Raw genomic sequence first — 21544 nt, forward strand, 5'->3', positions numbered from 1 at the left:
GTCCCGGGATGGGTGGGCCTCCGCGCGCGGGCGGGCCTCCGGGCCGCTTCGGGCCGCGCCCCAGCACGCCGCGTCCGCCGCCCACGCCGGAGCAGATCCTGGCGCTGGCCACGCGCGAGCACGTGCCGGCGCGCATCGCCAAGGGTGAGCTGGAAGGCAAGATGAAGGCGCGCATCTGGCGCAAGCTGCACGCCGAGGAGGCGAAGCGCTTCGACCAGGTCTACGAGCTCATGGGCCAGACGCCGGGCCTGTCGTTGGGGGACGCGTTCGGCATCCTCCAGAGCGGCCTGACGGTGCAGGAGTTCATGGCGCGCAAGGAGCGCAGCCAGCGCAAGGCGGCCATCAAGCAGGCGCGCGGCCAGGTGGACAACGCGCTCGTCGCGGACTTCCTGGGCGCGTTCATCGAGCAGAAGACCGAGCTGTCCGTGGTGCTGGCGGAGCGGTCGCTGCTGGACACGCTGCTGTCGGAGGAGGCCATCGCCTTCACCTTCGAGCGCACGGGCCGGCTGGAGAAGCTCCAGGTGGTGCTCATCGCGCGCAGGGGTGACTGGGAGCGGCTGATGCCGAACCTGGAGCGCGACGCGAAGCTCACGCAGAAGCCGGCGCAGGTGGCGCGGCAGCCGGACAAGCGTCCCTACTCGGACCCCCGGCCGTTCCTGCCGCACATCGGGCAGACGGTGAAGCTGGTGCTGCGCAATGGCATCACCGTGGAGGCGCCGCTGTTGCGCGTGGGCCGCTTCGACGTGCTGCTGGGTGAGCCGGGGCACGAGCTGTTCGTCCCGCTGCACGCGCTCTTGCGCTTCGAGGCGCCCCCGGCCCCGGCCGACGACGCCTCCGACGACGACGCGGACGATTCGAAGCCCGACGCCGCGAGCTGAAAACGGCGCGCGGTGCCGTTACTTCCGGGCGGCCCTGCCTTCACGGCGGGCCGCCCTTCTTCCTCCCGGAGCCCCATCCATGCGCCCCTTCTTCTCCCGCATCATCAAGCCCTGGCTCGCGCTCACCGCGGCGGCGGTCCTCGCGGGCGCGTCGCAGCAGGCGTGCTCCAAGGAGTCCTCCGCGAAGGAGCCGGGCGCGACGGGTGCGCAGGAGGTGGGACGGCGGGAGAACGGCGTGCACGTGGTGGACCTGGCCGTCACGGAGAAGGGCTTCGAGCCCTCGCCGGTGCAGCTCAAGAAGGGCGAGCCGGTGAAGCTGGTGGTGACGCGCAAGACGGACCTGACGTGCGCCACCGAGCTCGTCATGGACGAGTACAAGATCGACACGAAGCTGCCCCTGAACACGCCGGTGGACATCACCTTCACGCCCAACCAGTCCGGGACGCTGAAGTACGGCTGCGCGATGGGGAAGATGATCGCCGGCACGTTCGTGGTGGACTGAAGCCCGCGCGGGGGGATAGCCGCCCGTTAACTGGCGATGTCCGCCCGGCCGGGTAGGCTCGACGCCCTGCATGGGCAGCTCGGAGCTCTTCACCCGGCACGTCTTCCTGGACCTCGAAACGACGGGGCTCGACCCCCGCGTGGATGAGGTCATCGAGGTGGGCTGCCTCTTCTTCGAGGACGGCCGGGAGGTGGACCGCTTCTCCCGCCTGTACTCCGCGTCGCGCCCGCTGAACCTCACCATCCGCCGGCTCACCGGCCTCTCCGACGCGCAGCTCTCCGGCCAGCCCCGCTTCGACGTGGAGCGCGCGGAGCTTCGGGAGCGGCTGAAGGGCTGGACGGTGGTGGCGCACAACGCCCCGTTCGAGAAGGGCTTCCTGCCGGACGTGCTCGGGGGCGTGCCGGTGCTCGACTCGTGCGAGCTCATGCACTACCTGCACCCGGAGTTGCCCAGCCACTCGCTGGAGTCGCTGATGCGGTGGGCGAAGCTGGGCTCGCAGCAGCCGCACCGCGCGCTCCACGACTGCGTGGCGGTGCACGCGGTGCTGGTGCACGCGCTGGATGGCTGCGTGCGGGACGGGCGCGCGGAGGACGTGGCGGACCTGCTGGCCACGATGGACCCCAGGGCCCGCGCGGCGCTGGGGCCCACGCCGCTGCTGGATGCCCTGACGGAGGAGGACGCCCGCGACCTGGCGGCGGACGCGGAGGCGCGGCCCCTGCTGGGATTGCTGTCGCGGCTGTGGGAGGCGTGCCGGGCCACGCCGGTGCCGCTGGGCCTGGAGGCCACGGGCGGCTTCCTGCGCGCGCGGCCGGAGCGCAAGCGCGCGAATGGCGGCAGGCCTCCCCCGGAGCCGGAGCTGGACGCGACGCCGCTGCCGGTGCGGCCGGAAGAGGTGTCCCAGGTGCTGGGACCCGGCGGCGCGCTGGAGCGCGGGGGCGGGTTCCTGTCCCGGCCCGCGCAGCTGGAGATGGCGCACGCGGTGGCGCGCACGCTGTCGGACGGCGGGCAGGTGGCGGTGGAGGCCGGCACGGGCACGGGCAAGTCGCTGGCGTACCTCACGCCCGCGGCGCTGTTCGCTGCTCGCAACGGGCTGAAGGTCGGCGTGGCGCCGCACACGAAGACGCTCCAGGACCAGCTCCTGGAGAAGGACCTGCCCCGGCTGCACCAGGCCACGGGCGGCGCGTTCGGCTACGCGCTGCTCAAGGGACAGACGAACTACCTGTGCCGCCGCCGCGCGCTGGAGGCCACGCGCGTGGAGCCGGGGATGAACCACGCCGCGCGGGCGCCCCGGGCCTACGTGCGCGCGTACCTGCGGCGCAGCATGGACGGAGACCTGGACCGGCTGAGCCACTGGTTCCGCGAGCGCTTCCCGGGGATGCACGGACTGGTGCCGTCGGTGCGCTCCGAGGCGGCGACGACGCTGGGCGAGCGGTGCCCGCATCACCACAAGTGCTTCTACCATTCGGCGGTGGCGCAGGCGCGCGAGGCGGACGTGCTGGTCATCAACCAGTCGCTCGCGTTCGCGTGGCCCGCGCGCTACGGGCGCCTGGACCACCTGGTGCTGGACGAGGCGCACGAGCTGGAGGACGTGGCCACCACCGCGCTCACGGTGGAGTTGTCGGACCTGGCCTTCCTGCGCCTCACGGAGCGGCTGCACGGACGCGACGGGCGCCGGGGCCTCTTCGCGGAGCTGCGCCGCGCGCTCGCGGCCACGCGCCGGGATGAGTCCCGCGTGCTGATGTCCGAGGTGGACGACTCCCTGCGCACGCTGCTCCAGGAGGCGCGCGTGCTGGGCGAGCAGGTGACGGCCCTGTGCGAGCCCGCGTCCGCGATGCCCGGCGAGGACGCGGACGACGCGGCCTACGCGCCGGAGCTGCGGGTGACGGACGCGGTGCGCGCCCTGCCCGCCTGGGAGCCCGTGCGCGAGGGGCTGGTCGCGGTGCGCACGGCGCTGCAGCGGGTGCACACGCTCCTGGCTGTGCGCGTGCTGGCCGCGCTGCCGGAGCTGGCGGTGAAGCAGCCGTCGCTGGAGCGGGAGCTGGCCGGGGCCACCACGGAGCTGGGCGAGCTGTCGGTGCTCGCGGGAGAGCTGGCCGGTGAGCCGGATGCGAAGCGCTGCTACGCGGCGCGGGCGGAGCCTCGCAAGGGCCGCTGGAGCGTGGGCGCGCAGCCGGTGGACGTGTCCGAGGCCGTGGCGAAGGACTTCGCCGCGAACAAGCGCGCGCTGGTGATGGCGTCCGCCACGCTGGGCACCGGGGACGGCGTGCCCTTCGTGCTGAAGCGGCTGGGGCTGAGGCCGCCCATCTTGCGTGCACCTTCGCCCTTCCACCTGGGACAGCAGGCGCTGGTGGTGCTCGTGACGGACGCGCCGCGAGCGCACGAGGAGCCATTCATCGACTGGGCCTCCGGGCGCATCTCCGGGCTGGCGCAGGTGATGGGCGGACGGGTGCTGGGCCTGTTCGCCTCCACGCGGCGGCTGGAGCGCGTGTCGCGCGAGGTGCAGGCGCGGCTGGAGCCGCACGGCATCGAGGTGCTGCGCCAGTCGCGCGGGCACGGCCGTTCGCTGGCGGCGCGGCAGGAGCGCGACACGGGCACGGTGCTGCTGGGCACCAAGAGCTTCTGGCAGGGCGTGGACATCCCCGGGCGCGGCGTGGGGTGTGTCTTCATCGACAAGCTGCCCCTGGAGCCGGCGTCACGGCCGCTGGTGGCCGCGCGCGAGGAGCCGCTGGCGAAGGCGGGCAACGAGTACCTGGGCTTCCTCCAGTACCGGCTGCCGCGCGCGTTGCTGCTCCTGCGCCAGGGCGTCGGGCGGCTGATCCGCTCCACCACGGACCGGGGCATCGTCGTGGTCGCCGACCCCGGACACGCCAGCTACCGGCCCATGCTGCTCCAGGCGCTCGCGGGCTACCGCGTCGTCGCGCTGCCATGGGCCCAGGCGCGGCTGCTGCTGCACTCGGAGCTGATGCAGATGGGGCTCACCGCGGACACCGCGCGGGTGTGAGGCGCCCTGCGCGGTGAAGCAAGGCCCCGCCCTGCGATGCCGCTCCCGTTGCTCATGGGTCGCGCGCTTCAAGCAGGCACTGCCCTGCGCTACCACGCCCGTTGCTCGCGGGGCGCGCGCTTCAAGCAGGCGCCTCGCTCAGGGAAGCGAGGCGCCTGCCCCGCCCTACCGCGCCAGCCGCTCGCGGTAGCGCGCTTCCAGGGCGCTCAGTTCGTCCACCCAGGGGCCCGTGGCGCCGCTCGTGCGTGCCTGGGCCAGGGCCTCCGCCACCACGCGCGCGTCCTCTTCCTGCTGCGTGCGCAGCCGCTGGGTCATGTCCCGCGCGGCCTCGAAGACGTCTTGCAGCTCGTCGCCTTCGCGCAGGCCATGCTGCGGCGGACGCAGGCGGCCTTCGGCCACCTCGCGCATCATGCGCTTGATGCGGAAGAGCGGACCCGCCATCCGGTGCGTCACCACGATGGTGGCCAGCGCCACCACGACGATGAACGACAGCATGCAGCCGCCCAGCACCCACCACGTCAGGTGCTGGTGGCGCTCCAGCTCCGCGCGCTGCGCGACGATGGCCGTGCGCTCCGCCTCGTAGCTGGCGTCGATGGCCTGCGCCTGCTCCCGGAACTGCTTCTCGAACGCCGGGTCGTTCATGTGGGCCATCAGCTCGTTGGAGAGCGTGGCCCCGGACAATTCGCGGCTCACCTCCGCCGCGCGCGAGCGGGCGTCCACCGCCGTCGCCGTCTCGTGCATCAGCGAGTTCGCCGCGCGCACCAGGAAGATGCCCAAGAGCGCCGCCAGCACCAGCGACACGCCGACGATGTACGCGGTGAGCTTCAGCTGGAAGGGCGCGTCGAGCAGGAAGTTGCGCCAGCGGCGCTTCGTCGTCGGGGCCGGGGCCGTGGTCGTCGTCATGTCTCGCTGCTCCAGTCGAAGGTCGCGGCGGCTTCGTCGATAGCCCGGGGGATGAGGGCCTTCAACAGGTCCGCGGGCGGAGCCCCCGCGGCGTTCACTTCCACCTGCCCCATCAGGGACTGCTCCGGGTACGTCATGCACAGGATGGCCAGGCGCAGCCCTCCGCTGTCCGTGGCCTGGATCTCCGCCGTGATGCGGTAGCCGTGCACGCCCAGCTTCTTGAGCGCGCCCTTCGCCGCCGTCTTGGACTCCTTCTCCGGCGCCATCAGCGCGCCCCGGCGCACCAGCTTGGAGCGAAGGCGCGCCTCCGTCACCTTCACCAGGTCCGCGGGCACGCTGCCCGTCTTGTCCTTCAGCGCGTCCAGCGACAGGTAGAAGCGCGGCCGGCGCGCCTGGTACGCCTTGATGGCCTTGATGGACTCCGCCACCGCCGCCTGCACCGTGGCGTCCGCCTCCCCCTTCACCGCCTGGAGGCAGTCGAGCCCGCCCGGCTCCAGCAGGGCGCCCAGGCCCTTGGCCACCGCCGCGCGCACCAGCTCGCTGGGGTCCTTGAGGGCGCCGCACAGCGGCGGCACCGCCTCCGGATCCTCGGTGGCGCCCAACACGAGCGCGGCTTGTGAGCGTGCACGCGGATCCCTTCCCTTCTCCAACTGACGACCCAGGAAGGTGATGCGCGTGTCCCCCTGCGCCAGCGCAGCGCTCGGCAGCAGGAAGAAGAGGAGCAGGAGTGCTGTCGGCAGCCGCATGGGATGGGCAAAGAAGTGCCAACAGTGTAGCCGCGATTTACCTGTCCATGACAGTTGCCTCTCAGGGCAATCGCGCACACCTTGCAGGCGCACAATGGGCGACGTCCTCCAGGGGGGAGGACGGCTGGGGTGCGGCGGACCCGAGGCGGGTCACCGTGGGCTGGGGGAGCAATGAAACGCGGAGTCATCCTGACGGGTGTTCTGCTGCTGGCGGGTTGGCTGGGCGGTTGCCGTGACTCGGACCGTCTGACGTCGGTGGGCAAGCCGCGGCCTCCCGGGCCGACGCCGGTGGAGTCCACGCCCACCCTTCCCGACTCCGAAGCCACACAGCCGCCGCCCGGCAAGCCGCCACCGGTGCCGGAGGTGGTGGACCCGCCTCCGCCGGATCCGGAAGAGGAGGTGCTGGATCCCACCCCCATCCCGACGACGGACGGCGTCCCCGGACCGCTGCCGGGCGTCTACACGGACAAGGGCGAGGCACCGGAGACGGACCTCATCCGCGGGCTCGTGTCCTTCCCCATCCGTGACGAGCGCGCGCTCGAGCAGCGCATCCACGACATCTACAAGCCGGGCGGCTCCGGCTTCCGCCAGTACATGACGCAGGCCGAGTGGATGGCGAAGCACGCCCCCACGCAGAAGGACGTCACCATCGTCACGGACTGGCTGAAGTCCGAGGGCATGCAGGTGCCCTACGTCGCCACCAACCGGCTGCTGGTGCAGTTCGTGGGGACGGTGGGCCAGTTCAACAAGGCGTTCGGCGTGAAGCTGCGCGTCCTGGAGCGCAAGTCGCCCCAGGGCGGCAATGATCCGCACGACGTCTACGGCCTCACGGAGGGCATCAAGGCGCCCACGTTCGTGCAGCAGCGCATCCACGCCATCGTCGCACTGGACCTGCCGGCGGAGACGGGGCCGATGCCCGGCGAGTTCGGCCAGCCGTCCACGGACAAGCCGGACCCCATCAACAAGGGCCTCACGCCGCAGCAGGTGGCGCGCGCGTACGGCGTGGACTCGCTCTACGCCCAGGGCCACCACGGCCAGGGTACGAAGCTGGGCGTGGTGATTGGCGCCGGCTTCCGGTGGAAGGACGTGCGCGCCTTCTGGAAGATGTGGGACATCCAGCGCGAGGACCCCAAGGTCGTCCAGACGATGGAGCCGCCCGTCACGCGCTACCGCGAGGGCACGCTGGACATCGAGTGGGCCGCGGCGATGGCGCCCAAGTCGGAGGTCATCGTCTACATGGGCCCGGACGCGCGCAATTCGTCCATGCTCTTCACCTTCAACGAGGCCATTGGCCGGGGCGAGGTGTCCGTCATCACCACGTCCTTCGCGCACCGCGAGGACTCCGAGCCGCGCGCGGTGCATGAGCAGTACAGCGCCTCCGGGATGATGGCCGCCGCGCTGGGCATCACCGTGGCCGCCGCGAGCGGCGACTCCGCGGGCGTGGACACGCCGGGCTCCAGCCCCTACGTCACCGCCGTGGGCGGCACGCAACTGAAGATGAACGGCATGACGGTGACGGGCGAGACGGCCTGGTACTACTCCGGCTCCGGCATCAGCCGCTCCTTCACCACGCCGGAGTGGCAGAAGGGCCTCGTCCCGCTGCCCGCCAAGCGCGCGGTGGTGGACGTCGCGCTCAACGCGGACACCGGCTACTGGTACACGTGGCTGGGCGTCACCACGCCCAACACCGGCACGTCCTTCGCGTCGCCCATCTTCGCGGGCCTTATCGCGGTGGTGAACGGCGCGCGGTCCGAAGAGGCGAAGCCGCCGGTGGGCTGGCTCAACTCGCAGCTCTACACGCTGCCGAACGTGCAGAAGAGCTTCCGCGACATCACCGTGGGAGTCACCGACCGTCAGTACGAAGCCGGACCGGGCTGGGACATCCCCACCGGCTGGGGCGCGCCGAGCGCGGAGGGACTGCTGCAGACGCTGCCCTGAGCAGGCAGGCGACATAGAGCGGACGGGCAGGCGGGCGCCGCTCCGGTTGTCATCCCCGATTGACGGGATGCGAATGCATGCGCAGGGCATGCTGTTCGGGACAGGACCATGTCTTTGTCCCCCCTGCGCACGTCCCTTTCCTGCCTCCTGCTCCTCGCAGCCGCTTGCAGCAATGCCGTCGCTGGACCGAGCGATGCCGTGGCGGAGAACCCCTCTTCCATCAGCGCTCCCGGGAGCGTGGCCCAGGCTCCCGCCTCGCCCACCACTCCTAGCGAGGACGTGGGCCAGGTGCCCACCACGCCGACGCCCACCGACACGGAGACGCCCACGGCCGAGCAGCCGGTCGCCACCACGCCGGATCCGTCCGCGAGCGTGTGCGCGCCGCTCAGCTCGCTGGCCAGCCTGACGGGCGACCTGACGACGTGGCTCCAGACGGCGCCCATCACCGCGGCCAACAGCGGCGGCTTCAAGGAGCCGGGCGGCACGGAGCTGGCCGCGTTCGAGGGCGCCTTCCGCGCGCTGCTCACCGAAGGTCCCACCGCGCAGGTGATGCAGGACCTGGCGGGGATGGGCTACGGCGTGAGCACCTTCCGCAACGCCACGGGTGGCGGCTGGCTGGTGGTGCGCGAGCAGGGGCTGCTGTCGCGCGGCGGCGGCACGTTCATCATCAACCTGTTCCCCGCGCGCGACCTGTGGCTGGAGGCGCCGCACGCGGACTCCGACGAGGGCACGCTGCGCCAGACGGCCACGCAATTGGTGACGCTGGGCGCGCGCGCGCTGCTCATCACCGGCAGCAACCGCTGCGCCGTCACCACCGCCAGCCCGTGCAGCGGCACCACCAGCGTGTGCGGCACGAAGGGCCTGCGCATCTCCGACGCCGCGCACTACGGCAACACCTTCTTCACCGCCGCGCACCGCGCGCTGCGCGCCACCTACCCGGACGCCATCGCCGCCAGCATCCACGGCATGGACGCGGGCGACGGCCCCGAGGCCGCCGTGGTGAGCGACGGCACCAGCGCGCCGCGGCCGGAGGCGCTCTCCAACCGCCTGCGCGACGCGCTCAACACCCACCTGGTGGGCACGAAGAAGGCGTTCTCCTGCAACGCGGCGGATGACTCGGGCAAGCACCGCGACCTGTGCGGCACCAGCAACGTGCAGGGCCGCATCGACAACGGCGCCGCGGACGCCTGCTTCACGGAGGCCGCCGCCGCGTCGGACCGCTTCGTCCACCTGGAGCAGTCCGCCACGCTGCGCGGCACCGGCGCGTCGTCCAAGGCGGTCATCCAGGCGCTCGCGGACACCGTGCCCTGCACGCTCACCGGCTCCGGCCTGGGCTGCCAGGCCGTGGTGGCCGCGCAGGACTGTCCGTAAGGCCACATCCGGCCCCCTGGCTGCGCCCATGCGGCCAGGGGACCGTGACGCATCACGCTGGAGGCAGCCACACCCGGGGTTCAGCCCGGCCTTGCCTCGCGTGAAGCGCACCGGCTGATCCGGTCCAAGGGGTCACCTCCACTGTCCGGGGTTGGGCATTCAGCGGGACTGGAGGCCCGGAACATCGGTTGGACAGCGGACGCTTCTCACCCCCTGAGAGGGGCAACCCTGGTCGGGGACGGGAGCCTCCCTAGATTCGAGCGGCCACCAATGCCGCTCCTTTCGACCCTGACACTCTTTCCGGCTTACTCCCTCGACACCTCCATCCTGGTGGCGGTGCTCGTGGGCGTACTCATCCTGGCGCTCCTCACGGAGACGCTCGGTTGGGTCTTCGTGGGCCTCGTCGTTCCTGGCTACCTGGCCTCGGTGTTCGTCATCCACCCGGAGGCGGGCTGCACCGTGGTGGCCGAGTCGCTGCTCACCTACGGCCTGGCGCTCGCGTTCTCCAGCGGACTGTCCCGCACGGGGGCCTGGAGCGAGTTCTTCGGCCGCGACCGATTCTTCGCCGTGGTGCTCGCCAGCGTGGTGGTGCGCGCCGTCAGCGAGACGTGGCTCCTGCCCGTCCTGGGCCACTGGATGGACGAGCGGTGGGGCACGTCCTTCATCGTCGACCGAAGCCTGCACAGCATCGGCCTGGTGCTGGTGCCGCTCACCGCGAACGCCTTCTGGAAGCTGAAGCTGCGCCGCGGGCTGTGGCAGGTGTTCGTGCCGGTGGCGCTCACGTACCTCATCCTCCGCTTCGTGCTGCTGCCCGGCACCAACCTGTCCTTCTCCAGCCTGGAGCTGATGTACGAGGACGTGGCGCAGGACTTCCTGTCCAGCCCCAAGGCCTACATCATCCTGCTGACGACGGCGTTCCTCGCCGCGCGCTTCAACCTCAAGTACGGCTGGGACTTCAACGGCATCCTCGTGCCCGCGCTGCTGGCGCTCACGTGGCTGGAGCCCCTGAAGCTCGTGGCCACGATGGCGGAGGTGCTGCTGCTGGTGCTGGCCGCGAAGGCGGTGCTGTCGGTGCCGGGGCTGCGCACGCTCAACCTGGAGGGCCCTCGCAAGACGGTGCTCGTCTTCTGCCTGGGCTTCCTCGTGAAGTGGACCGTCGGCTGGGTCATGGGCGCTCGCGTCCCGGGCCTGAAGGTCACGGACCTGTTCGGCTTCGGCTACCTGGTGCCCACGCTGCTGGCGGTGAAGATGCTCCAGAAGCAGGTGATTGCGCGCGTGCTGCTGCCCACGCTGCACACGTCGCTGGCGGGCTTCCTCATCGGCAGCCTCGCGGGCTTCGGGCTGTCGCTCATCGAACCGCGTCCCGCCACCGCGCTCACCGCGGAGGCGCCGCACGAGCACGTGCCGGGGCTGGGCCTGGACCAGTCTCCGCTGGGCCTGATGGTGATGGGCCGCGCCACCGCGCGTGAGAGCGACGTGGGCGGCTCGCTGCGGCTGAAGCACGGCGACCTGCGCGCGTACACCGGGCTGTGGAACGGACTGGACGCGTGGCTGGAGACGGGCCGCGCGGAGACGGCGTCCTCGCTGCGCACGCAGGCGGTGGCGCTGGGGCTGGAGCTCCGGGAGTTGCCGAAGCAGGACGGCGTGCCCGCGCGCTTCGCGCTGGTGGAACGCGTGGAGGGCGACGGCAAGGCGGGCTGGGACACGGCGCTGCTCGTGCCCGGCGCGCAGGGCCCCGTGCTGGAGGTGCCGCGTCCGCTGACGGAGGCGCCGAGCGCCGAGGCCGCCGCGCTCCTGTGCGAGCGCGTGAACTGCCGCGCCATCATCGTGAGCGGCGTGGATTCCCACCGCGCGGGCCTGGTGCTGGGCGACGCGCTGGCGCAGTCGGAGACGCCGCTGCGCCACGCCCACGACGCGCTGTCGTCGCGGGAGAGGGTGCAGCTGCGCGTGGACCCTTCGCTGAAGCCGGGCCAGGTGGTGCTGCACACGCCGGGTGGCAAGGCACCGCAGGGCCTGGACGCGCTGTGGCCGGGCGCGAAGGTGACGGCCGAGCCGCCGCCGGAGCCCGGTGGCAACTGGGGTGAGTCGCGCGTGAGCGTGCTGCGCGCGGGCGCCTTCGACCTGGCCTCGCTGGTGCTGAAGCAGGCCCAGGCGCTGGCCGAGCCGATGACGGAGCGCGACGCGCTGGGCACGCTGATGGTGACGCCGGAGATGGCGCGCGTGCCGGCGGTGCAGCCTTCGGACGCGGAGCTGCTGGTGCTGGAGCAGCAGGTGGCCTCGCCGCTGTTGGGCGGCGGGACGGCGGACGTGCCGCAGGAGCTGCGCACGCGCTGGGCCGGCGCCATGGCGGCGCTCATGGGCCTGCGGGTACACCCGGTGACGGAGTGCGCGGGCGCGGCGACCGGATGCTGGTGGGTGACGGACGCGGAAGGCACGCCGGGCCGGCTGGGCGCGGGGCTGATGGTGCGGCCGGGCGGCTCGCCGCTCGCGCTGGAGGTGCCGTCACCGGCCCGCGAGGCGGGCACGCTGCCGGTGGCCGCCGAGGTGTTCCACGAGTCGCGGGCCACCGCGATGGTGTTCGCCACCGCTTCGGGCGACATGCCCCACCCGGCCACCTTCGGTGAGTTGCGGACGAGCTTCCAGGCGTTCCACCAGGCGGTGCACCGCGCGCTGCCGAAGGAGCAGGGCTGGGTGCTGCACCTGCGCGGCTTCTCCGGCCGGCCCTCCGTGGACGCGGACGTGCTGGTGGACGTGGGCAGCCCGGTGCTCACCCCGGCGCAGCGGCCGGCGGACCTGGAGAAGCTCCTGTCGCAGGAAGGCCCGCTGGGCTGGCTGGGGCAGCGCGTGCGCTACCACGACGGCTCTCCGGAGCTGACGGGCCTCAACGACGCGAGCCCGCAGCAGGTCTTCTCCCGCACCTTCGGCGGGGCGCGGCTGGCCACGCTGTGGCTGTCCGAGCCGCTGCGCGGCGCCTTCGTGGGCCCACGGCTGGCGGCGGAGGAGCTGGCCATCACGGGCCTGACGCCCGAGGAGTCGCGCGAGTCTCCCGAGCGCGCGCTGCTGGCGGACCGGCTGGTGGCGCCCACGCAGCCGGTGTCCTCCGCGCTGAAGGAGCACTTCGCGGAGCTGACCGCCAGCGCGGAGCGCTACGTCGCGCAGCAGAACGTGCACGACCTGCGCGCGCTGGCGCAGACGAAGCGCGTGGGCAACGTGACGCGTCAGGTGAAGTCCGGCTTCAGCGCCGAGTACGGCCTGCCCTTCCTCCTGGTGGAAGCGCGGCAGGGCAAGCAGGTGCTGCGCGCCGTCTATTTCCTTCAGCAGCACCCGTCGCCGGCGAAGCGCGCGGAGCTGACCGCGGGTGACGCGGAGCTCGCGAGCACGGTGGACCTGGCGCTGCGACACCGCCGGCCGGTGGTGTTGACCGGGGAAGTCTCCCGCGAAGAGGCACGTCGATGAAGACCCGCAGCCGCGCCCTCGTGGCGCTCCTTGGCCTGATGGTGGGCCTGGCCCTCATCTGGGGCGCGAGCCTCGCCGTGCTGGGCAACACCGATACGCCCACCGCGCGGCGCGACGCGAAGTTCGTCAACGCCGAGCGCCTCATCTTCTACAGCCTGGAGCCGGGCCGGGAGATGCGCGTGCGCGTCCCCGCCGACGCGGAGGAACTGCTCATCGTCACGCACGAGCTGCTCCCCGACGGCACGCCCTACGCGCCGGAGAAGCAATACCAGTACGGCCTCAAGGCCATCCTGCGCGGACCGGACGGCGTCCTGCTGGAGCGCGCCATCTTCACGCGCACGCGCCAGAGCAAGGGCCAGCCGCAGGAGGACGGCACGTTCCTGGAGGAGAGCGCCTTCACGACGCACGCGGATCAGCAGGTGACTGACGAGCGCGAGTTCGTGCTGCGCCTGCCCAAGGAGCGGCCGGACTACTCCGTGCTCTACCTGCGGCCCGCGGGCACGAACGACACGCTGCTGGCGCGCGTCTACGTCCGCGCGCACCGCACGCTGCCGCTGCTCGCGTCGCAGAAGCTGGCCCTGGCCCGCGCGGAGGTGCGCGCCGGCCGCGCCACCTTCGAGCCCTTCGAGAAGCTCTCCGTCGACACGCGCCGCTGGCTGGCGGAGGAGCACTGGGAGCGCCTCAACGCGGAGGGCGAGGCGGGCACCGACTACCAGATTGAGCCCGTCTACCGCACCGCCTACCGGCTGCCGCTGGTGGAGGCCACCGAGTCCGTGCAGGAGCGCCTGGGCGCCGGCCGCGCCGTGGCCCTCAACGTCACCGGGCCCGCGAAGCCGGTGCTGTGGCTGTGGAGCGACGCGACGGACGCGAAGGCGCAGCCGCACGGGCCCGTGACGGTGCAGACGCTGTCCACCGACGGCACGGCCCACACGCTGGAGCTGCCGGGCCCCGTGGCGGGCTCGCCCATGTCGCATCCGCTGGAGCTGCCGGAGGGCGTGCACACGGTGATGGTGCGCAACGACGGCCAGGAGGACCTGCGCTACACGGTGGAGGGCCCGTTCGAGTCGTGGCTGCTGCCCGCCGAGTCGCGTCCCTCGCCCGGTGTCGCGTCGGAGGGCCGCGTGGCCTTCCTGCCGGACACGCGCCGCACGGAGGCGTTCGCCACCGGCCCGGCGTGCCCGGTGCTGGAGCTGGACATCGATCCGCGCATGGACGCGGTGGGGCGGCTGGTGCGCATCGACGCGCGCTCGCTGGACCGCGCGCCGTCGCACGAGCCGCTGCACCTGAGCCTCACGGTGCTGGATGGCCAGGGACAGCCGCTGGGTCAGGCCTCGCTGGACGCCACGCCGGAGCCCGCGCCGTTCGAGAGCGCGGCCCTGGCGCCGCTGCCCGGGGGCGCGCTGCCGTGCACGCCGATGGCGCAGGTGGGCCAGGACGCGGGCACGGGTGAAGTCACGGACCTGCCGGCCTGGGTGTCGGGCACGGCGAGCGCTCGGGTGTTCCTGCCAATGGGGGCTCGCAAGCTGCGCGTGGAGGCGCCGCGCGCGACCATCGTGCAGCTCTACAGCTTCCTCTCCAGCGGTCAGGCCCTGACGGCGATGGCGCCGTACACGAACGACGCGCTCACCGCCGTGCGCTGGCGCAACGCGCCCGTGGATGCTCGCGCGTGGCACCCGATGCGTCCGGCGAACCTGACCGCGCTGATGCAGGCGGGCGCCCGCCTGGAGCTGCTCAGCCAGGTGCGCCTGGAGCCCGTGGGTCCGGAGGAGGAGACGCCTCCGCCGTCGGGTGACGCGATGGTGGTGCGCCCCTACGGTTCGCCCTCGGTGGTGGAGGTGCTGGAGTCCGCGCAGGCGGACACGGCGGACATGGTGAAGGCGCTGTCCACGGTGCTGGAGCCGGGCCGCGCGGTGCGGGCGCGCTTCGATGCGCGCACGCCCACCCGTCCGGAGGTCCGCCTGTCGCTGAAGGACGCGGCGGCGCTGGGCAACGAGGTGGAGGTGCTGCTCGACGGCGAGCCCCTGCACCGCTTCACCGTGCGCTCCACGCGGGCGCGGGAGCTGCTGCCTCCGCTGCCTCCGGGCGAGCACGAGGTGCTGCTGCGCTCCACGGCGCCGGGCCTGACGGCGATGCTCAACCGGCCTCCAGCGACGGGCAGCGGTCTGCGCTCGCGCACGGTGTATCCGGTGGGCCAGGGTGGCCTGCGCGTGCCGGTGCGCAAGACGGGTCCGGGTGCCGTGACGCTCAACGTGGTCGTCTACACGCCGGTGGCGGAGGGCGCGACGGAGCCCCAGCTGTCCGTGACGGTGGATGGCGGCAACCCGGTGCGTCGCGCCAGCGTGCTGGTGCCGCACGTCACCCGCGCCGAGCGCACGGTGGCGCTGCCGGCCTCCGAGCGCGACCCGGCCATGCCGGCGGGCCGTCCGGGCGTGAAGTGGTACGCGCGCACGGTGCCGGTGACGCTGGGCGAGGACATCGCGCCGGGCGTGCACACCGTGCGCATCCAGGCGCTGGGCTCCGAGCCCATGTGGGCGCGGTTCTTCATGTTCGGCCAGTCGGCGGAGAACACCGCGCCGCGCATGTGGAACCGGGGCGGCTGGCAGCCCGACGAGGACATGTTGTGAAGTCCCCCGGGAAGACCGGGTCGTGGCGCCCGCTCGTGGCCGCGGGAGTCGTGTCCGTGCTGGGGGCCGCCATGAGCGCCCACGCGCAGACGGCCCAGAAGCAGGACGCTCCCCAGGGGGGTATGCGCGCGAAGCCCACTACGCGGCCTCCTCCGGAGCGAGTGCCGCAGGAGGATCCATCCGTGAACGTGCCCGAGCATTCAGGGTGCCGCGTGGACGCGCGCTTCTCCGGGCTGTGGCCCCGCCTGGACGCCGTAACGTTCCAGCCCACCACGCTGGAGGAGCGGGCCGCGGTCTCCAAGCTCATCCCCGCGCTGCTGGCCGCAGCGCCCAAGCAGAAGGACGTGCCTCCGGAGCTGACGAACGTCGCCGCGTCCGCGGGCTTCTTCCTGGAGACGTGGACCACGCCGCGCGACACCTTCTGGGTCCTGCGCGAGCGCCCGGACAACCTCCACGGCGCGGGCGCGTATGTGATCCGCACGGGCGAGGCCACCGACGACGTGGTGCAGGTGCCCCACCCCTACTTCGACATCGGCACGGAGGACATCGGCGCCAGCCTCTTCTCGTGCCCGCCGGAGGGCCGCGCGCCGCGCCTGTTCATGACCGCCACCGCGCACCGCTACAAGGGCGCGCCCGGTGAGACGCCCGAGGACCCCGAGCATCCGGCCGACGTCGCGCACAACCCGGAGCACCTCTTCCAGACCGTGACCGACCTGGCCGCGCGTCAGCTCACCGCCCCGCGCGTGGTGCAGCTGCACGGCTTCGGCGAGTCCAAGGTCCAGAAGGGCCGCACGGAGATGCTCGCGGCCGTGGTGAGCGACGGGACGCGCAAGCCCGGCAGGTGGGCCCGGAAGGTGTCCGCACCGCTGGAGGAGTCGCTCGGCCCCGGAGTGAAGCTGTTCCCGGACGGGGTGCAGGTGCTCGGTGGAACACAGAACGCGCAGGCCCGACTGCTCCAGGCCTACCCGCTCGCCCGCTTCCTGCACCTGGAAATGTCATCCCGTACGCGCAAAGCGCTGGCGACCCCGGCGCGTCTGGACCGGCTGGCCCAGATTCTGTTCGCACCCTTGGAGGACTGAGCGCCGATGTTTCCTGTTCGACGCCGCGCCCGTTACACCACCCTGCTCGTGGGAGCGCTCGCGGCGCTGCCCGTCATCGCGCAGCCCGCCGTTTCCCAGCCGTCCGTCATCGCCCGCAGCGAAGAGGGCATGACGTGGCAGCCGCGCGCCATCCGCGGCCCGGTGGCGCTGGAGGACCTGCGGGGCCACGCGCCCTACGTGCCTTCCGGCGTCCCCCAGGTGACGGGCGCCATGGAAGTCACCGCGCAGAAGGGCGCCGCCGTGTGGCTGGGCCCGCTGGACGTCGTGCGCGTCACCGGCCCCGCTGGAGCGCTGCGCTTCACCCGCGTGCCGCTGTCGGAGGGCGCCGAAGCGCCCGAGCTGCGCGTGGAGGAAGAGGGCGTGTCGGAGCGTCCGGGCCGCTGGTACCTGGCGGAGCCCATGGGCGCCGGCAGCATCTGGTGGGTCACGGCGACGAAGAACGCCCGCATCGTGGTGGAGCGCCCGACGCACACGTCCACGGCGCGCACCGAGGAGCGGATGCGCGACGCCATCCTCAAGTGGGTGGACGGCAAGGGCCCGCGTCCGGCGCTCGCGTTCGACGCGGCCACGCGCGCGCGGCTGGACGTGGACGCGGCGCTGGAGGCGGAGCTCGTGAAGGACGAGCCCGCGTCCTCGCCCTTCCGGACCGCGGTGCGCGACTGGCGCAAGGCCGCGGCGCTGCGCGAGTGGGCGCTGGTGTCGCCCCTCTACGGCCAGGCGGTGCGCGTGGAGCGTCCGCGTCCTGCCGGCACGGAGGTGGTGCTGGAGGGCATGGACGCGCCGTGGATCCGGCCCGACGTGAAGGGCTCGGTCTGGGCGCTGGAGCTGGAAGGCCCGGGCGTGTTCTCGCTGGAGGCGCGCGCCGTGCTGGGCAATGGCGCGCCCGCCGAGGCACCGACGGTGGAGGTCTACGGCGTGGGCGGGGTGCTCGCGCAGGCGCAGCTCACGCCGCAGCCGGCGTGGGCGGAGGCGCCCGAGGGTGCCGCGCTGCCGGACGGGCGCACCGCGCGGGTGCTCGCGTCGGGTGAGCGCGTGGGCATCGTGGAGGAGCTGCGCGTGGCGCTGCCTCCGGGCAAGCACAACTACCGCGTGAGCTGGAAGGGCCCCGCGCCCATGGTGCGTGCACGCATCGCCACGCGCCGCCCCACGCTGTCCGAGGCGCTGTCGCACCAGACGCACTGGACGGAGCTGGCGGAGAAGGCGTGGGAGGTGGTGAAGCAGGACACCGCCGCGCGTCCGTCGCTGCTGCGTCAGCGGCTGGTGACGCTGATGCCGGACCTGGCGCGCGGCACGTACGGACGGATCAAGACGGAGGGCCTGCCGCCGCTCCTGCGCGCGATGGCCGCCCTGGGTGACGGCGACACGGACGTCGCGGTGGAGACGCTGAAGAGCACGGACGCGTCACCGCTCGCGTGGCACCTGCGGCTGCTCACCGCGAAGAAGCTGTTGGACTCGGGCAAGCCGGACGTCGCGCACGCGCTCCTGGGCACCGCGCCCGCGCTGCCGGACGCGGGCTTCCTCACCGCCGAGGCGTCGGAGCTGGTGGCCCGCCTGCCGCTGGGAGACCCGCTGCGCAGCCGCGAGCTGGCCGCGCTGGAGCTGGCGTGGCGAGCGGAGCCGCTGTCGGAGGACATCCGCCGCGGTTACCGCGCCGCGTGGTGGCGCGCGAGCCGCTGGTCGCAGGTCGCGCCCGCGCCGCGTGAAGATGGAACCGAGGTGAAGGCCTCGCAGTGGCTGGACCTCCAGGGCATGGAGGCTGATGCGTCCATGGTGGGCAGCGCGCTGTGGCCGCTGGCCGCGGGCGGCACCACGCGCGTGCAGGCCACGGGGCTCGCGGAGGCCCCCACCCTGCTGCGCGCCTACGTGATGACGCCGCCGGGCGCGAAGGCGAACCCGGTGCTGCGCGTGGGGAGCAACACCTTCCCGCTGCTGCCGCTGTCGGCGGTGGAGCCGGTGGAGATTGCCCTGCCTCCGGGCGAGCACGCCCTGAAGCTGGAGGGCGCGGAGGGGACGCGCGCGTTCCTGTCGCTCGCGCCTGTGAAGACGGAGGGCGCGCCGGGCGAAGTGGGCTACGTGCGCTCGCAGTGGCCGGTGAAGGTGGACAAGAAGGCCGTGCGCTTCCGGGTGCCGGACGCGAAGCTGCCCTCTCCCGTGCGCGTGCAGTTCCGTCCGCTGGGTGCCGAAGCGGGCAAGCCGATCGTCGTGCGCATGAACACCGACGTGGGCCATCCGCGCCGGCTGGTGCTGATGCCGGGTGCCGCCAGCCCGAACCACGTCGCACTGGAAGGCGCGAAGGGCACGTCGTCCGCGCCGGTGTCCGCGGTGGTGACGCTGCCCGCGCAGGCGCGCGAGGTGTGGTTCGAGCCCGAGGATCCGAAGGTCCAGCTCGCCGTCTCGCTGGCGGTGCGCCGCGCGGAGGTGGCCACGCACGAGGAGTCACCTGCCCCGCCGCAGCAACCGCAGGCCGGCACGGCGTACGAGTCGCTCCAGGCGCTCTCGCGCACGCTGCGCACGGAGCCCGATGAGGTGGAGCCGCGCCTCGCGCGCGCCGAGCTGCTCTCGTCGTTGCAGGAGGACGGCTTCGCCCGCGCGGACGTGGGCCGGCTGCTGGACGCGCAGGCGAAGCTGACGCCGGAGCAGCAGCGGCGCCTGCTCGCGCTGATGGACCGCCTGTCGCAGGCGTCCCCGCGCACGGTGCGCTTCGCGCAGGCCATCACGCAGCCCACGCTGGTGTCCCCCGCCTTCCCGGCGCTGGACACGGACGGGGCGAAGCTCGCGGCCACCAGCGGCTCGGCGACTGCGGGCGACACGACGCTCGGCGCGCTCCGCGCCCAGGTGCGCGAGGGCCACGCGGATGCGGCACTCGCGGCGGTGTCGAGCGACAAGAGCCTTCAGGGCCGCTACCTGCGCGCCCGGCTGCTGTCGGCCTCCGGTGAGGACGCGGCGGGCGCGCTGGCCATGGCCGCGCTGTACCGCGAGACGGGCCTGCCGCAGGTGGGCCTGGAAGCGCTCGGCATGCTGGAGCGGCTGCAGGACTCGCCGCAGGCGTGGAAGGACGGCGGTGCGCCGCTCGGTGCCGCGCTCGCGGGCCAGCTCCAGGCCTGGGCGGATCATCCGGACGTGCGCCGCATGCGCTTCATCGCGGGCCGCTGGACCCGCTGGGAAGGCCTGCGCGACGCGGAAGAGACCGCGGGCTTGCTCGTGGCCACGTCGGAGGCCGGCACGGACGACGAGGACGTCGCCATGTCCGTGCGCAAGGCGCTGCTCGCGCCGCCGTGGAAGCTGTCCGAGGCGAAGCTGCTGCCCGCCGGTGCTTCGCGCGTGATGAGCCTGGTGGTGAAGCAGCCCCGCCCCCTGGGCGCCGAGGTCCTCTGCGGCACCACCCCGCGTCCGGGCGTGGACGCCGCCGGCACCTGCGCCTTCGCGCTCCGCGTGGATGGCCGCGTGGTGCGCGAGCTGAAGGTCGCCGAGGGCGAGACCGCCATCCTGGGCACGCGCCTGGATGTCCCCGGCCGCCACCAGGTGGAAGTCGTGATGGCGCGCGCCGACACGCAGCAGACCGGCCTGGTGCGCTTCGTGGAGTCCGAGGAAGCCAGCGCCGACGCCCACGTCATGGCCGCTCCGCAGCCGCTTTCCCTGCTGCGCAGCCGTCCGGGTGCGCCGGTAGTGATGACCGTGCTGGGCCCCACCGCCCTGCGCGTGCGCGCCACCGCCCTGGCCCCCTCGTCGGGCCGCGAGCTGCTCCTGCGCAGCACGCCGCTGCCCTCGGGTGACGGCACCGGCGGCTCCAGCGCGGAGGAAGGCCCGCTCATGCACCTGGGCCTGCCCGCGGACGCCGACCCCGGCCTCCAGGGCGCGTCCCAGCCGCTGGGCCGCATGGGTGAGACGTGGCTGCTGCTGCCCTCGCGCGGTCCGCACCGCGTGAGCCTGGAGTCGCCCGCGGGTGAAGCCCTGGTGCAGGTGCAACTGGGTGTCGCCTCGGATCCGAGCGCCCTCGCGGCCCCGTCGTGGGCCCAGGGCACCACTGGCCTGGAGCCCCTGCCCTGGCCCGCGCTGCCGCCCAGCCTGTCGCTGCTGCCGGAGGGCATGCCCCCCGAGGCGCGCACCGGCGGCCTGGGCATGGTGTCCGCGGAGATGGGCTACCGCAGCGAGGACGTGGAGGAAGGCGAGCTGCTCAACCGCCCGCTCCAGACGGGCCTGGAGGTCCGCCTGTCCCTGCGCCGCGAGCTGTCCCCGGGCCGCGCGTGGCTGCGCTTCACGCCCGAGGCGCGCTACCCGCTCAACCAGACCGCCGTGCTCGGCGGCACCGTGGCCGGGTACGTGAACCAGCTCCCCGGCGACCTGCGCCTGTCCATGCAGGGCAGCGTGTTCTCGCAGACCATCGACGGCGCCATGCGCTGGAGCGCGCGAGGCCGCATCGCGGCGGACCGCTACCTGCGCCTGTCCCCGGACGTGGGCCTCATCCCCGGCCTGGGCCTGACGCTGGAGTCCATGCAGGGCGGCAGCGCGGTGGAGGCCAGCCGCTACGACCAGAACGTCTACTGGCTCTACGGCAAGGACCACCCGGTGCGCGTGTCGCCCCGGCTGTCCCTGCGCTGGCAGCCGTTCCAGGACCACGTGGCCACGCTGGGCATGTCCGCGGTGAGCAACGCGAACATCTACACGGTGGACAACGCGGGCGCCTACGCGAGCTGGGCGGCGCTCCTGGGCGGCAAGCTCCAGGGCACGCGCGTGGAGCTGGGCTACGGCGCCTCGCAGCGCTTCCAGGATGATCACCGCGCCACGGCGTACCTGCGCCACCGCGTGTCGGGCCGCCTGGACTGGAACGTGTGGATGGGCAAGGGCGGCAACCGCCTCATGCTCTTCGCGGAAGACCGCGCGTTCCTCTCCGGCCCGTACGGCACGCAGAACGTCTTTTCACTCGGAGCGCGGTGGGATTGGTCGGGTGGACGTGGGCTGCAGGACGTCACGCCCACCGAGGAGGAGTTCGAAGAGCTGCTCGATGAACAACGTTTGCAGCCCTGA

The 21544-nt window shown here is 73.0% G+C and carries 11 protein-coding genes; 9 read left to right on the plus strand and 2 right to left on the minus strand.

The window, feature by feature from the left end:
* The 3 genes from D7W79_RS07875 to D7W79_RS07885 all read left to right on the plus strand — a co-directional run.
* Positions 1 to 878 (plus strand): hypothetical protein (locus D7W79_RS07875; protein WP_244221646.1); only part of this gene is annotated, 878 nt, incomplete at its 5' end.
* A gap of 79 nt (positions 879 to 957) precedes the next feature.
* Complete coding sequence (locus D7W79_RS07880; RefSeq protein WP_120524721.1) at positions 958 to 1380, plus strand: cupredoxin domain-containing protein; 423 nt, start codon at positions 958 to 960, stop codon at positions 1378 to 1380.
* Between the two features lie 70 nt (positions 1381 to 1450).
* Positions 1451 to 4381, plus strand: a complete 2931-nt coding sequence (locus tag D7W79_RS07885; protein ID WP_120524722.1) for a helicase C-terminal domain-containing protein — start codon at positions 1451 to 1453, stop codon at positions 4379 to 4381.
* 165 nt (positions 4382 to 4546) lie between these two features.
* On the opposite strand, the gene D7W79_RS07890 is transcribed toward D7W79_RS07885, so the two are convergent.
* Positions 4547 to 5284 (minus strand): HAMP domain-containing protein, encoded by a 738-nt coding sequence (locus D7W79_RS07890; protein ID WP_120524723.1) that lies wholly within the window; start codon positions 5282 to 5284, stop codon positions 4547 to 4549.
* Positions 5281 to 6030, minus strand: a complete 750-nt coding sequence (locus tag D7W79_RS07895; protein ID WP_120524724.1) for a HEAT repeat domain-containing protein — start codon at positions 6028 to 6030, stop codon at positions 5281 to 5283. The genes D7W79_RS07890 and D7W79_RS07895 overlap by 4 nt, the downstream gene beginning before the upstream one ends.
* Before the next feature lie 171 nt (positions 6031 to 6201).
* Here D7W79_RS07895 and D7W79_RS07900 point away from each other — a divergent pair, with 171 nt between their 5' ends.
* The 6 genes from D7W79_RS07900 (at position 6202) to D7W79_RS07925 (ending at position 21544) form a co-directional block, all read left to right on the plus strand.
* Entirely contained in the window at positions 6202 to 7968 is a 1767-nt protein-coding gene (locus D7W79_RS07900) for a S53 family peptidase (RefSeq protein ID WP_120524725.1), read from the plus strand.
* Positions 7969 to 8076: 108 nt separating this feature from the next.
* Entirely contained in the window at positions 8077 to 9339 is a 1263-nt protein-coding gene (locus D7W79_RS07905) for a hypothetical protein (RefSeq protein ID WP_147441838.1), read from the plus strand.
* Positions 9340 to 9609: 270 nt separating this feature from the next.
* Complete coding sequence (locus D7W79_RS07910) at positions 9610 to 12795, plus strand: poly-gamma-glutamate biosynthesis protein PgsC/CapC (RefSeq protein ID WP_120524727.1); 3186 nt, start codon at positions 9610 to 9612, stop codon at positions 12793 to 12795.
* Positions 12792 to 15419, plus strand: a complete 2628-nt coding sequence (locus D7W79_RS07915; RefSeq protein ID WP_120524728.1) for a hypothetical protein — start codon at positions 12792 to 12794, stop codon at positions 15417 to 15419. The genes D7W79_RS07910 and D7W79_RS07915 overlap by 4 nt, the downstream gene beginning before the upstream one ends.
* Positions 15420 to 15607: 188 nt before the next feature.
* Complete coding sequence (locus D7W79_RS07920) at positions 15608 to 16498, plus strand: hypothetical protein (RefSeq protein ID WP_147441839.1); 891 nt, start codon at positions 15608 to 15610, stop codon at positions 16496 to 16498.
* Positions 16499 to 16504: 6 nt separating this feature from the next.
* A complete protein-coding gene (locus tag D7W79_RS07925) occupies positions 16505 to 21544 on the plus strand; it encodes a hypothetical protein (protein ID WP_147441840.1) in 5040 nt (1679 codons plus the stop codon).

Source organism: Corallococcus exercitus (genome assembly GCF_003611585.1).
Lineage (GTDB): Bacteria > Myxococcota > Myxococcia > Myxococcales > Myxococcaceae > Corallococcus > Corallococcus exercitus.

What these genes read in the sequence shown, in the direction of transcription:
- D7W79_RS07880 (WP_120524721.1), top strand. Translation starts at nt 958, where the DNA reads ATGCGCCCCTTCTTCTCCCGCATCATCAAGCCCTGGCTCGCGCTCACC.
- D7W79_RS07885 (WP_120524722.1), top strand. Translation starts at nt 1,451, where the DNA reads ATGGGCAGCTCGGAGCTCTTCACCCGGCACGTCTTCCTGGACCTCGAA.
- D7W79_RS07890 (WP_120524723.1), bottom strand. Translation starts at nt 5,284, where the DNA reads ATGACGACGACCACGGCCCCGGCCCCGACGACGAAGCGCCGCTGGCGC.
- D7W79_RS07895 (WP_120524724.1), bottom strand. Translation starts at nt 6,030, where the DNA reads ATGCGGCTGCCGACAGCACTCCTGCTCCTCTTCTTCCTGCTGCCGAGC.
- D7W79_RS07900 (WP_120524725.1), top strand. Translation starts at nt 6,202, where the DNA reads ATGAAACGCGGAGTCATCCTGACGGGTGTTCTGCTGCTGGCGGGTTGG.
- D7W79_RS07905 (WP_147441838.1), top strand. Translation starts at nt 8,077, where the DNA reads ATGTCTTTGTCCCCCCTGCGCACGTCCCTTTCCTGCCTCCTGCTCCTC.
- D7W79_RS07910 (WP_120524727.1), top strand. Translation starts at nt 9,610, where the DNA reads ATGCCGCTCCTTTCGACCCTGACACTCTTTCCGGCTTACTCCCTCGAC.
- D7W79_RS07915 (WP_120524728.1), top strand. Translation starts at nt 12,792, where the DNA reads ATGAAGACCCGCAGCCGCGCCCTCGTGGCGCTCCTTGGCCTGATGGTG.
- D7W79_RS07925 (WP_147441840.1), top strand. Translation starts at nt 16,505, where the DNA reads ATGTTTCCTGTTCGACGCCGCGCCCGTTACACCACCCTGCTCGTGGGA.